The organism is uncultured Muriicola sp. (assembly GCF_947258935.1).
Lineage (GTDB): Bacteria > Bacteroidota > Bacteroidia > Flavobacteriales > Flavobacteriaceae > Muriicola.
Genome location: NZ_CAMYKH010000058.1, coordinates 1 through 16,078, shown reverse-complemented (window position 1 = coordinate 16,078; position 16,078 = coordinate 1). Strand labels below are relative to the sequence as shown.

The following is a 16,078-nucleotide window of genomic DNA, read 5'->3' as shown; positions in this document are numbered from 1 at the left end:
CAATCTTTATCGATTAAGTGTTACATTTAGTAGCCAGAACCTAAACAACAATTCCTGAGAATGAGTACGCAACTGCATATCACTAATGGAGATAGTTTCACTCAACGTTTAAAATCGCTTCCATTTAAAGGCGACATCATCACCTGGAGGGAAATGCTGTGTGAAGGCAGAACCGAGACTAATGTTGGCAGTGAGTCTTTTTGGAAAACACGCTTCGAATTTCTTCACAAGAATTACAACGTTAGCAAATCCTATTTCATAGAAAAAACACTAAAAGAGTACCGCAGTCTTTGTAATCATAAACAACAGGATGAGATCATTCTTTGGTTTGAATATGATCTTTTTTGTCAAATCAATATGATCGCTGTCTTGAGTTGGCTAAAAACTCATAGACGTGATGCCCAAATATCTTTAGTTTGCAGTGGGAATGAGGATGGAACAGATACTTTATATGGTTTATGCGATAATGACGATGAAAAGATACAAAGCCTGTTTAATAAACGCATTTATCTAACCCAGGATGATATAGAATTTGCCGACTATATATGGCAACTGTATTGTAGTGATAATCCTATCCGTCTTGAAAATATGTCCGATTTTGAGCATTATCACTTCGACTACCTTTCAAACGCCATTAAGGTTCATTTAAAACGATTTCCTTCCATCAAAAATGGACTGAATGAGTTGGAGAACCGAATAATGCGGCTCGCTGTGGAACAAAAGCCAAAGAACAAAAAAGAACTTGTTCAAAATATAATGGACAATCAGGGTTATTACGGTTATGGCGACACTCAATTTGAGCGCATAATTAACAGCCTAAAACCCTTATTTACTTCTTATAGTCCTGTGCGTCTCTCCAAAAAGGGGAAAGATATTGTAGAAGGCAAAACTAGTTACTATTCTCAGATCAGGGATAATGAATCGTATTTAGGAGGGGCTCTTAAATACAGTTTCCTTTACAATGACGAATCGGGACGGATCCTAAAATTATAACATGCAATTAGGGCCTTCAGAACTGATCCTCAATGAGGAAGGCAGGATCTATCATTTAAACTTACTCCCTGAAGAACTAGCTGATATTATAATTCTTGTAGGTGATCCTCAAAGAGTGTCGCGTGTCTCACAACATTTTGACTCTCTGGAAATTTCTCAGCACAAACGTGAGTTCATCACACATACCGGTTGGCTTAAAGACAAGCGCATAAGTGTGATCTCTACAGGTATAGGAACAGATAATATTGACATTGTGCTCAATGAATTAGACGCCCTGGTCAATATTGATCTACAATCTAGAAAAGTAAAGAGGGACAAAAAACAACTAACTTTTATAAGGGTTGGTACTTCCGGTGCTATTCAACCAGATATAGCGGTCGATTCCTTTCTGCTTAGCGATTATGCCATAGGCTTCGATAATCTATTATACTACTACAAAAGTGAAGCTGTTCGCTTCCATGATATTGAAAAGGCCTTTTTTGAGCACAGCAAATGGGGTGCTCATAATTCTCAGCCTTATGTTGTTAAATGTGATGGGCATTTGCGTCAACACTTTCTTGAAGAAGGAGTGGTTAATGGCTTTACGGGTTCTAATGTGGGATTTTATGGGCCACAAGGCAGGCATTTACGACTGCCCCCTAAAGATCCCATGTTACACAAAAAACTATCCTCCTTTAACTATGAAAATAAAAGATTGACCAATCTGGAGATGGAGACATCTGCCATATATGGCCTTTCAGCCATGATGGGTCATAGGGCGCTTTCCCTGAATGCTATTATTGCGAATAGGGCCACAATGCAATTTTCCAGTAATCCCGCCAAGACGATAGATGAGCTAATAGACTGGACATTAAAGAAATTGATCACACTTTGAAAAAAATTAGAATTGCAGGAGTTCCTGAACATTTTAATTTCCCATGGCATATGGCTATGGAAGAGTCGGCTTTTGAAGACCGGGGAATAGAGATAGAATGGATAGAAGTGCCGGAGGGTACCGGAAGGATGTGTAAAATGCTGGAAGTTAAAGAGACGGACCTGGCCATTATTCTAACTGAAGGCATAACCAAAAGTATTGTTGAAGGAAATCCGGCAAAGATCGTTCAGGGATATATTAGCTCTCCGTTACTTTGGGGTATTCACGTGGCTGCAGGGAGTGCCTATCAAGATCTTGCGGAACTTGAAGGAACCAAGGCAGCTATCAGCAGATATGGAAGTGGAAGTCATTTAATGGCCTATGTGTTGGCGGAAGGACAGCATTGGAATACCGCTGAATTATCTTTTGAAGTCATACATACGCTCTCAGGGGCCGTTAAGGCACTTCAAAATGGAAAGGCCGATTATTTTATGTGGGAACATTTTACAACCAAACCGCTGGTATTAGATGGAGTCTTTCGGAGATTGGCAGACTGCCCTACCCCCTGGCCCTGTTTTGTAATAGCCGCAAACAATAATTTTCTTGAAAAAGATACCCAAGCCCTGCGGCATGTACTGGAGATAATAAATAGGTATACTAGAGAATTTAAAATGATCCCCAGTATAGACAGAACACTTGCTAACAGGTATAATTTGGATCTTCAGGATATAAGGGATTGGCTTGGCATTACCCAATGGACGCAAGAACAATTAGATATTCAAACAATTGATATAGTGCAGAATACATTGTTCAACTTAAATTTAATATCTAAGCAATTAGATTCAAAAGAAATACTTACCAATCTATAGTATCGGATCCCTGATTACGCAATAGTTTGTTAGTTTTAGAGAAATGCTTGTTCCCAAACCACAATCCCCTGTTGGCACTCAAAGGAGAAGGATGTCCTGAGGTTAAGATATGATGTTTCTCGCCATTGATCAATGGAATCTTTTTTTGAGCATACCCTCCCCACAATAAAAAGACCAAGCCTTTTTTTTCTTCTGAAAGTAGTTTGATGACAACATCCGTGAAGGTCTCCCAACCTATTTTTTGATGACTCCCGGCTTCTCTGGCTCTAACTGTTAGGGTGGCGTTTAATAATAAGATCCCCTGATCTGCCCATCGTTCCAAATTACCACTCTTGGGATAGGGAATGCCAAGATCATCCTCTATTTCTTTAAAAATATTTTTAAGAGATGGAGGGTGTGGCATCCCATCTTTTACCGAAAAACATAACCCGTTCGCCTGATCTGGACCATGATAGGGATCCTGACCTATTATAACCACCTTAGTTTCTTCAAAAGAGCTGTGATTAAAAGCTGCAAATATCTGATTGCCTTTTGGATAGCAGGTGTAGTGTGAATACTCTTCTTTTACAAATTGAGCAAGACTTTCAAAGTAAGTTTTTGAAAATTCTTCTCGTAGAAACGGTTTCCAGCTTTCATGAATGGCAACCTCCATATATCTTATCTTATGATAGGTTGTAAAAATACAAACTGCTATCACTTTCCTTAGCAAATCCACTTTTAAAAATGTAAATTTATCTAAGTCATTATCATTTAATGGCAAAAATTACATTTAGTATTATTTCTTCAGCTAGTTATTAGTTAGAACATGGAAACCCTGGAAACAATTAAGCTTTGGATCAATGAACATCCTACTGCCACTCTGGTATTCAAATACGTTGTCTGGGTCCTGTTCATTATTATTTTTCTTCAATTTGTAAAAAGGGCCCTAAAGAAGAGACTTCCAAATACCGAAACTCGATATAAGTCTCAGAAGATTGTTGAAACCATTGGTTATTTCCTTTTAGTGGTTCTCACCATATCCTATTTCACTGGCAATATTAAAGATTTAACCCTGGCTATTGGTTTGCTTACAGCAGGTATAACTATTACACTTCAGGAACTTATACTTAGTGTTGCGGGATCACTTTTTATTTTTTTCGTAAAAGTCTACCAACCGGGAGACCGTATCGAGATAAATGGGATCAAAGGAGATGTAATTAATATTAGCAGCATATATACTACCATGATGGAGATTGGGCAATGGGTAAGCAGCGATAATTATACTGGCAGGATAGTTAAACTAAGTAATGCCTTTGTTTTTAAGGGGCCAGTTTATAATTACTCCCAGGATTTTCCTTTTATTTGGGACGAAATTAATTTACCAATACGATATGGTTCTGATGTAGAATTGGCAAAAACTCTGACAATTGAAGTTGCTCAACAAGTGCTTTCAGAATATGTTCTGAAGTCTGTTGAGAAATGGAAAGATATTGTGAATAAATATTATATAGAAGATGCGGTTGTAGATCCAACGCTCGCCATTAAATTGACAGATAATTGGATTGAGTTTAATCTACGATACATAGTTGACTACAAAAAAAGGAGAATGACCAAGCATCGTTTAAATGAGTTGATCAATACTGCTTTTGAAGAAACAGACGGGAAGGTCTTATTGGCCTCCGCTACATTTGAATTGGTTCGTATTCCTATTGTAGATGTTAAGAAGACATCTACAGACAGACCCTAGTCTATAAGGAAATAATTGGATCATTTATTTAAATAGACAATATTCTCTAGTTGCTCTTCCGCTAAACCATTCTGAACACTACGCTGCTTTAAGGCCTCTAAATAAGCGGTATTGTTCTTGTCTTTAAAATAACTTTGCGCCAGAATTGCCCATTCCATAGCCTTAGGCAGATCATTCTTTATTTCATAAAGGACAGCCATGTTATGACATGCCATAGCTTTAATTTTAGCCTTTTCATTTGTTGTCTCCAGTTGCCATAATCGGGCGGCTTCTAACCAGTTCTCCTCTTGAATGGCATCTTTTGCTTGTGATAATTTTTCAGAACCATTAGTGTAAATTTCTCTTTGAATGGCCTTACTATATGGTTTCAATCGCATTCCAAAGGCACTTCCACTTCCCTTGCTCTTTAGAAGCATGGAATCTGAACGATCGGTCATAGATCGCAATGCATTCATTGCATTTTCCCCTTTGGCCTGTATCACTATTTCCTCATTGATACGAATTTCATCAAGGACCTTTTTTTCAAAAGGATCATAGATCCGCCAACCGTTTTCAATTAAGGTTTCAAGCGTTATTTCCCGGGCGTCTACCATGTTCTTTACACGCAAAAGGTCTAATTCTTCCATGGACGACTTCTTATTGGTTACACGGGTATCAGTTTTATAAAAAGCCAGGGAGAAAATAGCATCTAAGTTGTTTGCGACACATAATTCCTCCAGCGACTTCCATGGTATTTCTATTTCAGCTGTGCTTTTTTGTTTCCAATTCTCAGAGGTGCTTTTAAGAATTAGTATGGTATCAAAACGTTTGTCCTTCGATAGTTCAACCAAAAGCCCTTCTATGGCCGCTTCTTTCCCCTCCTTAGACCATTGATGATCCGTTGCGGCAACGAAGGCCTCTAATGACTCTATTTGTTCTTTGTTGGCCGTTGTTTGAACTTCATTGATGATGCCAATGCGTTTTATGTTCTTTGAGAGTTCCACGGGCGCCGGCTCTAAGCTATAGACCGTTACCAGGTGGGTGCTCTTACAACCACTGAGTAATAGCATTAAGCCTAAAAATTGAAGGATAGAACGCATAGTAATTATTATAGAATTATTACTTCCTTAAAAATTATAGTACAAGAACAGTAGAACTCCTATTTTTATTGCCCTAAACCTCCCTCCTAGTGGTGAAATGCACCTAAAAGGATGTGAAAGCTGAAACAAAGAACATGTTTCAAATCGCGAAGCCTCATTAAACAGGATTTTGTGAAGAATGAAGGTTAATAACTACCTTTGCAGTTAGGCATTTAAATATGGATAAATATCTTAAGAAAAGTATTCAAGATCTGGAGTTCGCTACCGTGATCAGGCAAGTAGCGGCCCGCTGTAATACTGAACTTGGGAAAGAAAATGCACAGACATTAGAACCTAAGTTAGAGGAAACAGCGATTCTCACATTATTAGGTGAAACTTCAGAATACCTATCTTCCTTTACCAATGATAACAGAATTCCAAACCATGGATTTGATGCCATTGATAAGGAACTTTTGTTATTAAAAGTTGAAAACACCACTTTAGAAGTAGGCGGATTCCGAAAAGTAAAACACATTTGTCTTACGGTCCTGGAGCATAAGAAGTTCCTAAAGAAATTCCGGGAATATTACCCTTTGCTCCATCAATTTGCAGATGCCGTAACGGCAACTAAAGAAATTCCCAATCTTATTGATGATGTCATCGATAAATTTGGTTTTGTAAAAGACACGGCTTCAATTGATCTACGACACATAAGGCAACAGATGGCCGCGATCAAAGTGAGAATAAATCAAAGTTTTAGCACTTCTTTGAATACCTATCAAGCCTCGGAATTCCTGGATGAAATTAGAGAATCTGTTGTAGACAACAGACGAGTTTTGGCAGTAAAATCTATGTACAGAAAGAAGGTTAAGGGCACCGTAATGGGTACTTCTAAAACTGGGAGTATAATCTACATAGAACCCGAGGCTGTGTCTAGGTATAGTAGGGAATTCTCTAATCTTCAGTTTGATGAAAAAGAGGAGATCCAAAAGATCTTGAATACGCTTACCAATCAAATTCGCCCTCATCGAGAGGATTTACAGGTATATCAGCACTATTTGATCCATATAGATATCACCGCGGCTAAAGCGAAGTATGCCTCGGAAATGAACGCCATCAAACCTTCGCTTAACAGCGATAAACGACTATTTCTAAGGGATGCATATCACCCCCTACTATACTTAGCCAATAAACGAGATAAGCTACCTACTTTTCCTCAGACCATCGACTTGTATCCGGAAAACCGGATCATCGTTATTTCGGGGCCCAATGCAGGCGGGAAGAGTATTACTTTAAAGACCATTGGCCTTTTACAACTCATGCTGCAAAGTGGATTGCTAATCCCCGTTCATCCACGAAGTTCAGTATGTTTATTTCAAACGATCCTCACAGACATAGGTGACAACCAATCTATTGAAAACCACTTAAGCACCTACAGCTACCGATTAAAGAATATGAATCAGTTCTTGCGCAAATGCGATGAAAATACCCTTTTCCTGATCGATGAGTTTGGAACAGGTAGCGATCCTGAGTTGGGTGGTGCCCTCGCAGAAGCCTTCTTGGAGGTGTTCTATGAGCGAGGAGCTTTTGGTGTAATAACAACCCACTACGCAAATTTAAAGGCCCTGGCGAATGAATTACCCCATGCTGCCAATGCCAATATGCTTTTTGACAGTAGCACGCTACAACCCACCTTTCATTTAGAACTTGGGCAGCCAGGTAGCTCTTTCACTTTTGAGGTGGCTCAAAAGAATGGTATTCCTTTTAGTCTGATCAACAAGGCCAAGAAAAAAGTAGAAAGGGGTAAGATCCGTTTCGATGCCACTATCGCCAAACTTCAAAAAGAACGTAGCAAAATGGCTAAGACAGGAAATCGTCTACAGGAAGAAGAAAGTAAGGCTCGTGAAGAAGCTTTGAAATTGGAGAAACTCAATTCCAAAATTCAGACTAAGCTAGAAAATTACCAGGAATTATATGATTTCAACCAACGAATGATACATCTTGGAGCAAAAGTGAATAAGGTTGCTGAGAAATACTTCCTGGATAAAAAGAAAAGACCGTTGGTTTCGGAGCTATTACGTCTTGTGGAAACAGAAAACAGCAAGCGGAAAAAGAAAACTGCCAAGGAAGTGAAGGCGCAGGAAGAAAAAAAGACGGTTGTATCTCAGGAAGTACAACAGGAAGTAAAGAATATTAGAAATAAAAAAGCAGTAGCAAAGAAAAAAGCTCAGGCAAAAGAGAAAAGGAAGCCACGACCAGTATTTAAAATTGGAGATAGAGTGCGGTTATTAGATGGTAAAGCAGTGGGGAGTATTGATAGCCTGGAAAAGAATAAGGCTATTGTAAATTATGGAGTATTCACCACCAATGTGAGTGTGGATCAACTAGAATTGGTGGAGACCAAGAAAAAATAATGGAAGAGCAGAAAAAGATCATACTTTTTGACGGAGTTTGCAACCTTTGCAATAGTTCGGTACAGTTCGTCATTAAACGTGATAAAAAGGACATTTTCCGGTTCTCAGCGCTTCAAAGTGTAGTAGGTCAAAAACTTGCAAAGGAGCGGCTCATCGATACGTCAGAGGTAGATTCTATCATCCTGATTGAACCTCAAATCGCCTATTACACCAAGTCCGATGCCGCGTTAATGATCGCAAAATCGCTAAGTGGCGGATGGCCTCTTCTTGGAATATTCATGGGACTTCCCAAAGGAATGCGAGATAATATATATGACTGGGTAGCCAGGAACAGGTATCAATGGTTCGGAAGGAAGGATAGTTGTATGATCCCAACAGACGCAGAAAAGGGTAAATTTTTAGACTAGGGTTTTACTTCATCGAGGTAATCGTCCCATTCTTCAATACGAGGCTTCCCTAACTTCCCTACGGATTTGGCCACTACCATGGATACCGTGGCGTCTCCTGTAACATTTACAACAGTTCTGCACATATCTAACGGCCTGTCTACCGCAAAGATCAGCGCTAATCCTATGGCCAATTTATCTGCCGGGAACCCAATAGATTCTAAAACGATAACCAGCATCACCATACCTGCTCCGGGAACCGCAGCAGATCCTATAGAGGCCAATAAAGCGGTTAAAACTATAGTAAGTTGAGCTCCTAAGGTTAGATCAAAGCCCAGGGCCTGTGAAATAAAGACCGCCGCCACACCCTGGTATAAGCTGGTACCATCCATATTAATAGTAGCTCCTACGGGTAATACAAAACTCGACACTTCCTTGTCTACGCCAATATGCTCTTCTACCCTTTCCATGGTAACAGGAAGTGTAGCCGCACTACTGCTCGTTGAAAAAGCCAGTAGTTGAGCCGGACTGATCTCCTTAAGGAACCAAAATGGGTTCTTTTGGGTATAGGTAGCTACAATAATACTGTAGAAAACGATCATTAGTGCCAATCCCAGGACAACGACCATGGCATATTTGAGTAACGCCACCAATAGATCAGGATCGCCGGAGGATACTACTACATTGGCCAATAATGCAAATACAGCCACTGGTGCGGTCAGCATAATAAGGTCTACCATTTTAAGGACCACATCATTGAGGGAATCAAAAAATTTCTTTAGGGGTTTCGATCGTTTTTCACCTATCAATAACATGGAAATACCGAGGAAAATGGTAAAAAAGATCACTTGTAACATCAGACTGTTATCACTTAATGCTCCAAAGGCATTATCCGGAACCATATCTTCAAGGAATTGAAGAGGTCCGCTCTCTTTTTGACGGGAGGCCTCCTCCAATTTTGAAGTAACTCCAGAATCTGAAGCGTAGGTTTCCGTTAATTTTGTAATGGTATCGTCGGATATACCTTCTCCGGGTTGCAGAACATTAACCAGGATTAGTCCAATACTAATAGCTATCACAGTGGTAACTATATAGATTCCTATGGTACGCAATCCTATTTTCTTAAATTTAGAAATGTCCTTTAAATCTGAGATCCCTTTGATCAAAGAGGCCAGAATAAGTGGAATTGCAATGAGTTTAAGAAGTTTTACAAAGATGGTTCCAAAAGGATTGATCCAATCCTGTACAAATGAAGGTCCCCAGGATATGAAGGTCATGCCAAATCCGAACAATAATCCGACGACCATACCTATCAAGATCTGCCAATGCAATTCCAATTTTCTCATACCTCTACTATTAGATCTGTAATATAAGCTTTTGTATACAAACCGAGTTCAACTCGCTTTAACTTTTAATGACGCGGTTTAGCAACATAAAGTCTGCCAGGACCAGGGCTGCCATGGCCTCCACTATAGGCACTGCTCTTGGAACTACGCAAGGATCATGTCGCCCTTTTCCTTTTGTTTGAACAATTTCCCCTTTCTTATCAATGGTTTCATAGGGCTGAATTATGGTAGCTACCGGTTTAAAAGCTACGTTAAAAAAAATATCCATGCCATTGCTAATTCCCCCCTGAACACCACCGCTATTATTGGTCTTGGTAGTTCCATCTGTGTTAAAAGCATCATTATGTTCGCTTCCTTTCATCCGTACACCCTCAAAACCGCTGCCATATTCAAAGCCTTTAACAGCATTGATAGATAACATTGCCTTTCCTAATTGAGCATGAAGTTTATCGAACACAGGTTCTCCTAAACCTATAGGTACATTTTGTATAACTCCCGTAATGATCCCGCCAATTGTATCCCCTTCTTTTCTTACATCCCTAATATGGGCTTCCATGGCAGCAGCAGTGACTGGATCAGGACATCTAACCGGGTTTGATTCGGTTTGGGACAGATCGAGTTCCTGATATGTTTTATTTAAACTAATACTTCCAACCTGTGATACAAAAGCATTGATCTTTAATTCTTTCAAAAATTGTTTTGCTATGGCACCGGCCACTACTCTGCAGGCAGTTTCTCTGGCAGAACTTCGGCCACCACCTCTATGGTCCCTGAAACCATATTTTTGATCGTATACGTAGTCGGCATGCGATGGTCTGTACGAATCTTTGATATGTGAATAGTCTGTAGATTTTTGATTGCTATTGTAAATAGCAAACCCTATGGGTGTTCCTGTGGTCTTTCCTTCAAAGATACCAGAGAAAAATTCCACGTTATCTTCTTCCTTCCTCTGAGTTACAATTGCTGATTGCCCCGGCTTTCTGCGATCCATTTCAGCCTGAATTGCCTCTATATTAAGGGCCATGCCCGATGGACATCCTTCCAGGATTCCACCAATTGCCACCCCATGAGATTCACCAAATGTAGTAAGCTTAAAAAGAGTGCCGAATGAATTTCCTGCCATAAATGGAGTAGTTTTGGTAGTACTACCGATGGAGCATTCCATCGCTTATGAGGCCAAATATAGGAGTATTAACAGTGCAAACCAAGAACATCCCGATCATGGTTAAGTTGCAAGTAATGCCTCCTTTAAAATAGTCACCGGGTGATATGCCTTTACCCCGGTTCCGTCGGTTATTTGGTGCCTACAGCTGGTGCCATTGGCTGCAATTACAGTATTTGGATCACTTTTTTTTATAGCCGGAAAAAGCTTTAGATCTCCAATATTCATACTTAGCTCATAATGTTCATCCTCGTATCCAAAGGAACCGGCCATTCCGCAACACCCTGAACTTATGATGGTCACCGTATAATTCTCCGGTAAGTTCAACATATCAAAGGTCACTTTTTGATTGGAAAGCGATTTTTGATGACAATGAGCATGAATTTTAATTGTTTTTGCCTCCTTGGTAAAGAAATTATCTGTGATCTTTCCATTTGTAATTTCTGTAGCCAAAAATTCTTCAAGGAGCCAACTATTATCTGATAGCGATTTCACCTTGTTCGCGTCTAAATGGAAGCGATGGTATTCATCCCTGAAACTTAGAATGGCAGAAGGTTCCAGACCTATTATTGGGATATTGTTTTTTGTATAGGAATATAAGCCTTCAACATTTTTCTCAGCTAACTTACTGGCCTGTTTTAAAAAGCCTTTGGAGATAAATGTTCTGCCACTTTCACCAAAATACAGCTGAATTTGATACCCTAAGCCATGTAACAGATCTATAGCATCTTTCCCTACCTCAATATCCAGATACTGTGTAAATTCATCAATGTAGAGTACCACCTTTTTCTCAGAATCTGGTGATCTCCCTTCTTTAATTGCCAGATAGGAAGAAAAATTGAATTGGCTTACTAAAGGAAAGCTTCGTTGAGCAGCCACGCCAGAGATCTTTTTGATAATATTGCCAAGCGATCTACTTTTAAAAATTGCATTGCTAATAGATGGGAATTTACTGGCCCACTTATTCAAGGTTGTGTTGTAGGCAAACAACTTGTTTCTTAGAGGATATCCATGGGTTTCCTGATATTGAAACAAAAATTCTGATTTTAGAGTGGCCACATCTACATTACTTGGGCATTCGCTACCACAGGCTTTGCAGCTCAGGCACAGATCAAAAACAGTTTTGAGTTCTTCAGAGTCAAATTTATTCTCCTTGTCATTATTCGTTAAGAATTCGCGCAGTGCATTGGCCCTGCCACGGGTTGTAGCCTGCTCATCCCTGGTTGCATGATAGCTTGGGCACATGGCTCCTTTGGCGTGCTCAGTCTTTCGGCAATCTCCACTGCCATTACATTTTTCAGCTGCCTTAAGGATCCCCTCACTATCGCTAAAGTTCAGCATTGTGGGAATTTCCGGCTCCTCCCTGTTCACTTGGTATCTAAAGGAAGCATCCATGGGATAGGGATCAACTATTTTCCCGGGATTAAAAATATTATTGGGATCAAAAATGGTCTTAACGCGCTTTAGAACCTTATAATTCTCCTCGCCTATCATAAGAGGTATAAACTCGGCCCTCACAATTCCATCGCCGTGTTCTCCACTAAAAGAACCTTTATATTTTTTGGTTAGTTTCGCCACCCGGGTGGTTATAGCCCGAAACAAGTGCACATCCTCTTGTTTCTTTAGATTCAAAATGGGCCGCAAGTGAAGCTCTCCAGCTCCGGCATGGGCGTAATAGACGGCATTCTGATCAAATTCCTTCATAATGCCTGTGAATTCGCTAATAAAGTCCTTTAGATCTTCCAATGCCACTGCGGTATCTTCAATACATGCAACAGCCTTTCTGTCTCCTACCATGTTGCCTAACAGTCCAAGGCCGGCCTTACGCAATTCAAGTGCGCAGTTAATATTTTCCCCATACAAAACCGGAGAGGCATAACTTAAGCCCGAATCCCGGATAGTCTGTGTAAGCCTTTTTAATTGTTCATCAAGGTGGTTCTGCGAATGGGATCGCACCTCTAGCATTAATAAGGCAGCCGGATCCCCGTCCACAAAGAACCTATTGGCCAACTGCGTCTTATTGTTCTTGGTGCAATCAAGGATCACCTTGTCCATCATCTCACAGGTGTGTAGTTTATGTTGCATTAACGGAGCAACATCGGAAAGACAGTCTTCCAGGGTGTTGTAATGTGTGACCACCATAGCCGACATTGGTGGTGGCAGTTCATTAAGCTGCAAGGTGATCTCGGTCATAAAGGCTAGGGTTCCTTCACTTCCACTAAGCAACTGGCAGAGATTGATCTCTTGTTCATTGCCAGAAAATAAATTGCTTTCCAGCAAGCTGTCTATAGCATACCCGGTATTACGCCTATGAATACTTTTCTTAGGAAATTGTTTCTTTATATTTAACTGTATGTCCTTATTTGATAATATGTTATATAGTTCTTTATAAATATTACCTTCAAGTGTATTCAAAGTCTTTTTTTCTTTGAATTCTGATGATGTACAGGATGAAAACTCAACTTCAGAACCATCAGATAGCATAGTTTTAAGCGAGAGCACCTTCTCTCTGGTAACTCCATATTGGATAGAGGTTGTACCACTGGAATTATTTCCAACCATCCCCCCTATCATACACCTGTTGGAGGTGGAGGTGTTTGGGCCAAAGAAAACACCATGAGGTTTTAAAAAATCATTGAGTTCATCTCGGACCTGCCGTTCTTGGGATAAGCCCAATTTTATGAGTATTTGCAAAAAGAATTAGTTTTCTAATATCCTCCTTATTTTTGGGATAGGCCACCGCAATTGGGATTTTTCGGTATACGGAAGCATCCGTAGCATACAGACTTCTCGTAAGTATATCCGTATGCAGGGTACCATCAAAAATATTGGTTAGTTCTGAAAAAGAAATTGTGTTCAAAATGGAACGAATTTTGAAGACGAAATTAAGTTATTATTAACATCAGAACACCCTCTAATACGTATTTTTAACGTTTAAATTTAAGAACAGATGAAAATATTAAAAATTAGTGCATTCCTTTTCTTTATGGCCACATGTGGTCTTAGTGCTCAATCTATTTCCGAACATGCCCTGGGGCTTCGGTTAGGAGATAGTGACGGGTTTGGAGCAGAAATTTCCTATCAAAAATCTCTTACTCAGGCCACCAGATTAGAATTTGATCTTGGTTGGCGAGACAGCAGAATTTATGATGCCTTTAAATTAGCATTAGTGCATCAATGGGTTCAGCCACTCGACGGTAACTTTAACTGGTATTACGGCGTAGGCGGCGGACTAGGAAGTGTAGACTTTTCTCCTAGAACCAATAATCCTGACCCTGACGGCGGCTTATTTGTTTTTGGAGCTGGTAATATCGGAATTGAATACAATTTTAATATTCCATTATTGCTTTCCCTCGATTTTCGCCCTGAGATTGGCCTTGTAGGCTATGATGAATTTTCAGATAATTTTGATTTCGACATAGCACTTGGGATCAGATATCAGTTTTAATACCAATACTGCATTCATAATAATTCAAAAGTCTTTGACATATACTTATGTTAAGGACTTTTTTTATTGTGCACCTAATCAGTACCTTTGCCGACAAAATATAGTCAAATGAAAAAATTAGTTGTCCCATTTCTATTGATCCTGATGTTTGCAGCTTGTGAAACCACCAATGGATATGTCATTGAAGGAACCCTGGAAGGAGAAAACACAGACGGTACCGAATTAAGCTTACGTAAATATGCGGAAGGCAATCAATTGATCACCGTAGATTCTGCAATGGTTACGAATGGAGCTTTCACTTTTAAAGGAGGACCTAGTAAAAGCCCTGAACTTCACTACATCTTTTTTGGGAAAGGACAGGAAAATATCCCGATCATAGTTGAAGACGGAACTATTGATATTACTGCTCAACGAGACAGCCTTGCATTTGCCAAAATTGGCGGCACATTACAGAACGAGTTATTCTATGACTTTTTACAAGGTTCACGAGTACTTAGCAGAAAAGCCTCTTCTATGAATCAGGACATGCGTACAGCACAGTCTACAAGAGATACTGTAACTATAAACTCCTTGCGTGAAGAGTATTTTGAGTTGATGGAAGAAGCGAAGGATTATGAATTAGGCTATGTAAAGGAGAATCCGAATGCCCTTGTTTCTGCTTTGGTCATTTTCAGGATCCTTACCACCAAAGCTAAGGATAATGCAGAGGTTCAGGAATTATACGATGCGCTTAGCCCGGAAATTAAGGAAAGTAATACGGGAATCAAGATCAAAGAAGCACTGGAAAAAGACGCTAATACTTCTATTGGAGCAAAGGCTCCAAATTTCTCAGCTCCCGATCCTAATGGAAATCAATTGGCCTTGAATGATGTAATGGGCAAAGTTACCATCGTCGATTTTTGGGCTGCCTGGTGCAAACCATGTCGCGCAGAAAACCCCAACATAGTTAGGGTATACAATAAATACAAAGATCAGGGTCTAAGCATCCTGGGAGTATCTTTAGATAGAAATGCCAATGACTGGAAAAAAGCTATTGACCGGCTTCTTTTATTTTGGATGAGAACGGAATTATTGTGGCAAAAAACCTCCGGGGAGCTTCATTAGATGCTAAAATTGAGCAACTGCTTCAATAAACAATCCAATTAAATACAAAAAAACCCAATGTGTTACATTGGGTTTTTTTATGTCTGTATAATGTTTTTTAGAATTTATTTCGGACATCTAGGAAGGTTCCAAGAACGGAGGCGCCATCTTCTATATCTACTTCTCCAAAAATATTTACGACGGAGTTGTTTCCTATAAATTCTATTGTAGCTCCCTCCTTAAGTTCCAAATCGCCATAAATGGTTAAATTACCTTCTATTCTTAAAACGGCACCGGTTTCTACCTGTATTTTCTTTTGTCTTCTGTTGCTGCCAACACTGAGACTGCCATTCATTTCGAACAGCGCATTTTCCTTTATATCAACATCATTGCTCACTGTCCAGGATCCGCATAATAGTAATGAAGCATCTACTTCTAATTTTATAGAATTAAAGCTTTTGGCTCCACTAAAGGCATAATCTTCTCCTTCATTGATAACCAATTTGCTAGACCCCTCGTATTCCGCTAAGGAAGAGCACTGTGCGGCTAAACTTAAGGATAGTCTGTTTAACTTTATGATCTGTAATCCTTCTTGTCCTGAAGCCGCAAAGGCATAGTCACCCTGAGTTTGCACATAGTTAATAGATCCGTCTAATTGTAACACTCCATAAGGTTCTGTTGTATTTCCTTCATCATCAGAAATTGAAAGTCCGGCACCTCCATTGGCCATTAAAACCATT

12 protein-coding genes and 2 pseudogenes are annotated in these 16,078 nt (G+C 39.7%); 8 read left to right on the top strand and 6 right to left on the bottom strand.

Annotation, left to right across the window (positions count from 1 at the left end; all coding sequences use genetic code 11):
- Positions 1-60 precede the first annotated feature (60 nt).
- Genes Q0X72_RS10300 through Q0X72_RS10290 form a run of 3 tightly spaced genes read left to right on the top strand, consistent with a single transcriptional unit; the run spans position 61 to position 2,715 of the window.
- Complete coding sequence (locus Q0X72_RS10300; protein ID WP_297764889.1) at positions 61-993, top strand: DUF1835 domain-containing protein; 933 nt, start codon at positions 61-63, stop codon at positions 991-993.
- Position 994: 1 nt separating this feature from the next.
- A complete protein-coding gene (locus Q0X72_RS10295) occupies positions 995-1,867 on the top strand; it encodes a nucleoside phosphorylase (RefSeq protein ID WP_297764886.1) in 873 nt (290 codons plus the stop codon).
- Positions 1,864-2,715 carry a substrate-binding domain-containing protein gene (locus Q0X72_RS10290; RefSeq protein WP_297764883.1) on the top strand — a complete coding sequence of 284 codons (852 nt, stop codon included), beginning with the start codon at positions 1,864-1,866 and terminating at the stop codon, positions 2,713-2,715. The genes Q0X72_RS10295 and Q0X72_RS10290 overlap by 4 nt, the downstream gene beginning before the upstream one ends.
- Here the strand turns inward: Q0X72_RS10290 and Q0X72_RS10285 are convergent.
- Complete coding sequence (locus tag Q0X72_RS10285) at positions 2,702-3,367, bottom strand: uracil-DNA glycosylase (RefSeq protein WP_297764880.1); 666 nt, start codon at positions 3,365-3,367, stop codon at positions 2,702-2,704. The two genes, Q0X72_RS10290 and Q0X72_RS10285, sit on opposite strands and share 14 nt — an antisense overlap.
- A gap of 153 nt (positions 3,368-3,520) precedes the next feature.
- Here Q0X72_RS10285 and Q0X72_RS10280 point away from each other — a divergent pair, with 153 nt between their 5' ends.
- Positions 3,521-4,441 carry a mechanosensitive ion channel domain-containing protein gene (locus Q0X72_RS10280; protein ID WP_297764877.1) on the top strand — a complete coding sequence of 307 codons (921 nt, stop codon included), beginning with the start codon at positions 3,521-3,523 and terminating at the stop codon, positions 4,439-4,441.
- A gap of 20 nt (positions 4,442-4,461) precedes the next feature.
- Here the strand turns inward: Q0X72_RS10280 and Q0X72_RS10275 are convergent, their stop codons facing one another.
- Complete coding sequence (locus tag Q0X72_RS10275) at positions 4,462-5,520, bottom strand: DUF6340 family protein (protein WP_297764874.1); 1,059 nt, start codon at positions 5,518-5,520, stop codon at positions 4,462-4,464.
- Positions 5,521-5,738: 218 nt separating this feature from the next.
- Between Q0X72_RS10275 and Q0X72_RS10270 the strand changes: the two genes are divergently transcribed.
- Positions 5,739-7,913, top strand: coding sequence for a DNA mismatch repair protein MutS (locus Q0X72_RS10270; RefSeq protein ID WP_297764871.1), 2,175 nt, complete (start codon positions 5,739-5,741; stop codon positions 7,911-7,913).
- The gene (locus tag Q0X72_RS10265; protein ID WP_297764868.1) at positions 7,913-8,320 is read left to right on the top strand and encodes a thiol-disulfide oxidoreductase DCC family protein; all 408 of its coding nucleotides are present in this window, start codon (positions 7,913-7,915) and stop codon (positions 8,318-8,320) included. The genes Q0X72_RS10270 and Q0X72_RS10265 overlap by 1 nt, the downstream gene beginning before the upstream one ends.
- Here the strand turns inward: Q0X72_RS10265 and Q0X72_RS10260 are convergent.
- The 3 genes and pseudogenes from Q0X72_RS10260 to Q0X72_RS10250 form a co-directional block, all read right to left on the bottom strand.
- Entirely contained in the window at positions 8,317-9,645 is a 1,329-nt protein-coding gene (locus Q0X72_RS10260) for a dicarboxylate/amino acid:cation symporter (RefSeq protein WP_297764866.1), read from the bottom strand. The two genes, Q0X72_RS10265 and Q0X72_RS10260, sit on opposite strands and share 4 nt — an antisense overlap.
- A 58-nt stretch (positions 9,646-9,703) precedes the next feature.
- Complete coding sequence (gene aroC, locus Q0X72_RS10255; protein ID WP_297764865.1) at positions 9,704-10,768, bottom strand: chorismate synthase; 1,065 nt, start codon at positions 10,766-10,768, stop codon at positions 9,704-9,706.
- A 102-nt stretch (positions 10,769-10,870) separates the two neighbouring features.
- A pseudogene (locus Q0X72_RS10250) lies at positions 10,871-13,667 on the bottom strand (FAD-binding and (Fe-S)-binding domain-containing protein).
- A 90-nt stretch (positions 13,668-13,757) separates the two neighbouring features.
- On the opposite strand from Q0X72_RS10250, the gene Q0X72_RS10245 reads away from it, so the two are divergent.
- On the top strand, positions 13,758-14,255 hold the full coding sequence (locus Q0X72_RS10245; protein WP_297764862.1) for a hypothetical protein: 498 nt from the start codon (positions 13,758-13,760) through the stop codon (positions 14,253-14,255).
- A 108-nt stretch (positions 14,256-14,363) separates the two neighbouring features.
- On the top strand, positions 14,364-15,359 hold the full coding sequence (locus Q0X72_RS10240; RefSeq protein ID WP_297764859.1) for a TlpA disulfide reductase family protein: 996 nt from the start codon (positions 14,364-14,366) through the stop codon (positions 15,357-15,359).
- A 97-nt stretch (positions 15,360-15,456) separates the two neighbouring features.
- Here the strand turns inward: Q0X72_RS10240 and Q0X72_RS10235 are convergent.
- Positions 15,457-16,078 (bottom strand): annotated as a pseudogene (locus tag Q0X72_RS10235) (hypothetical protein); the annotation flags it as partial.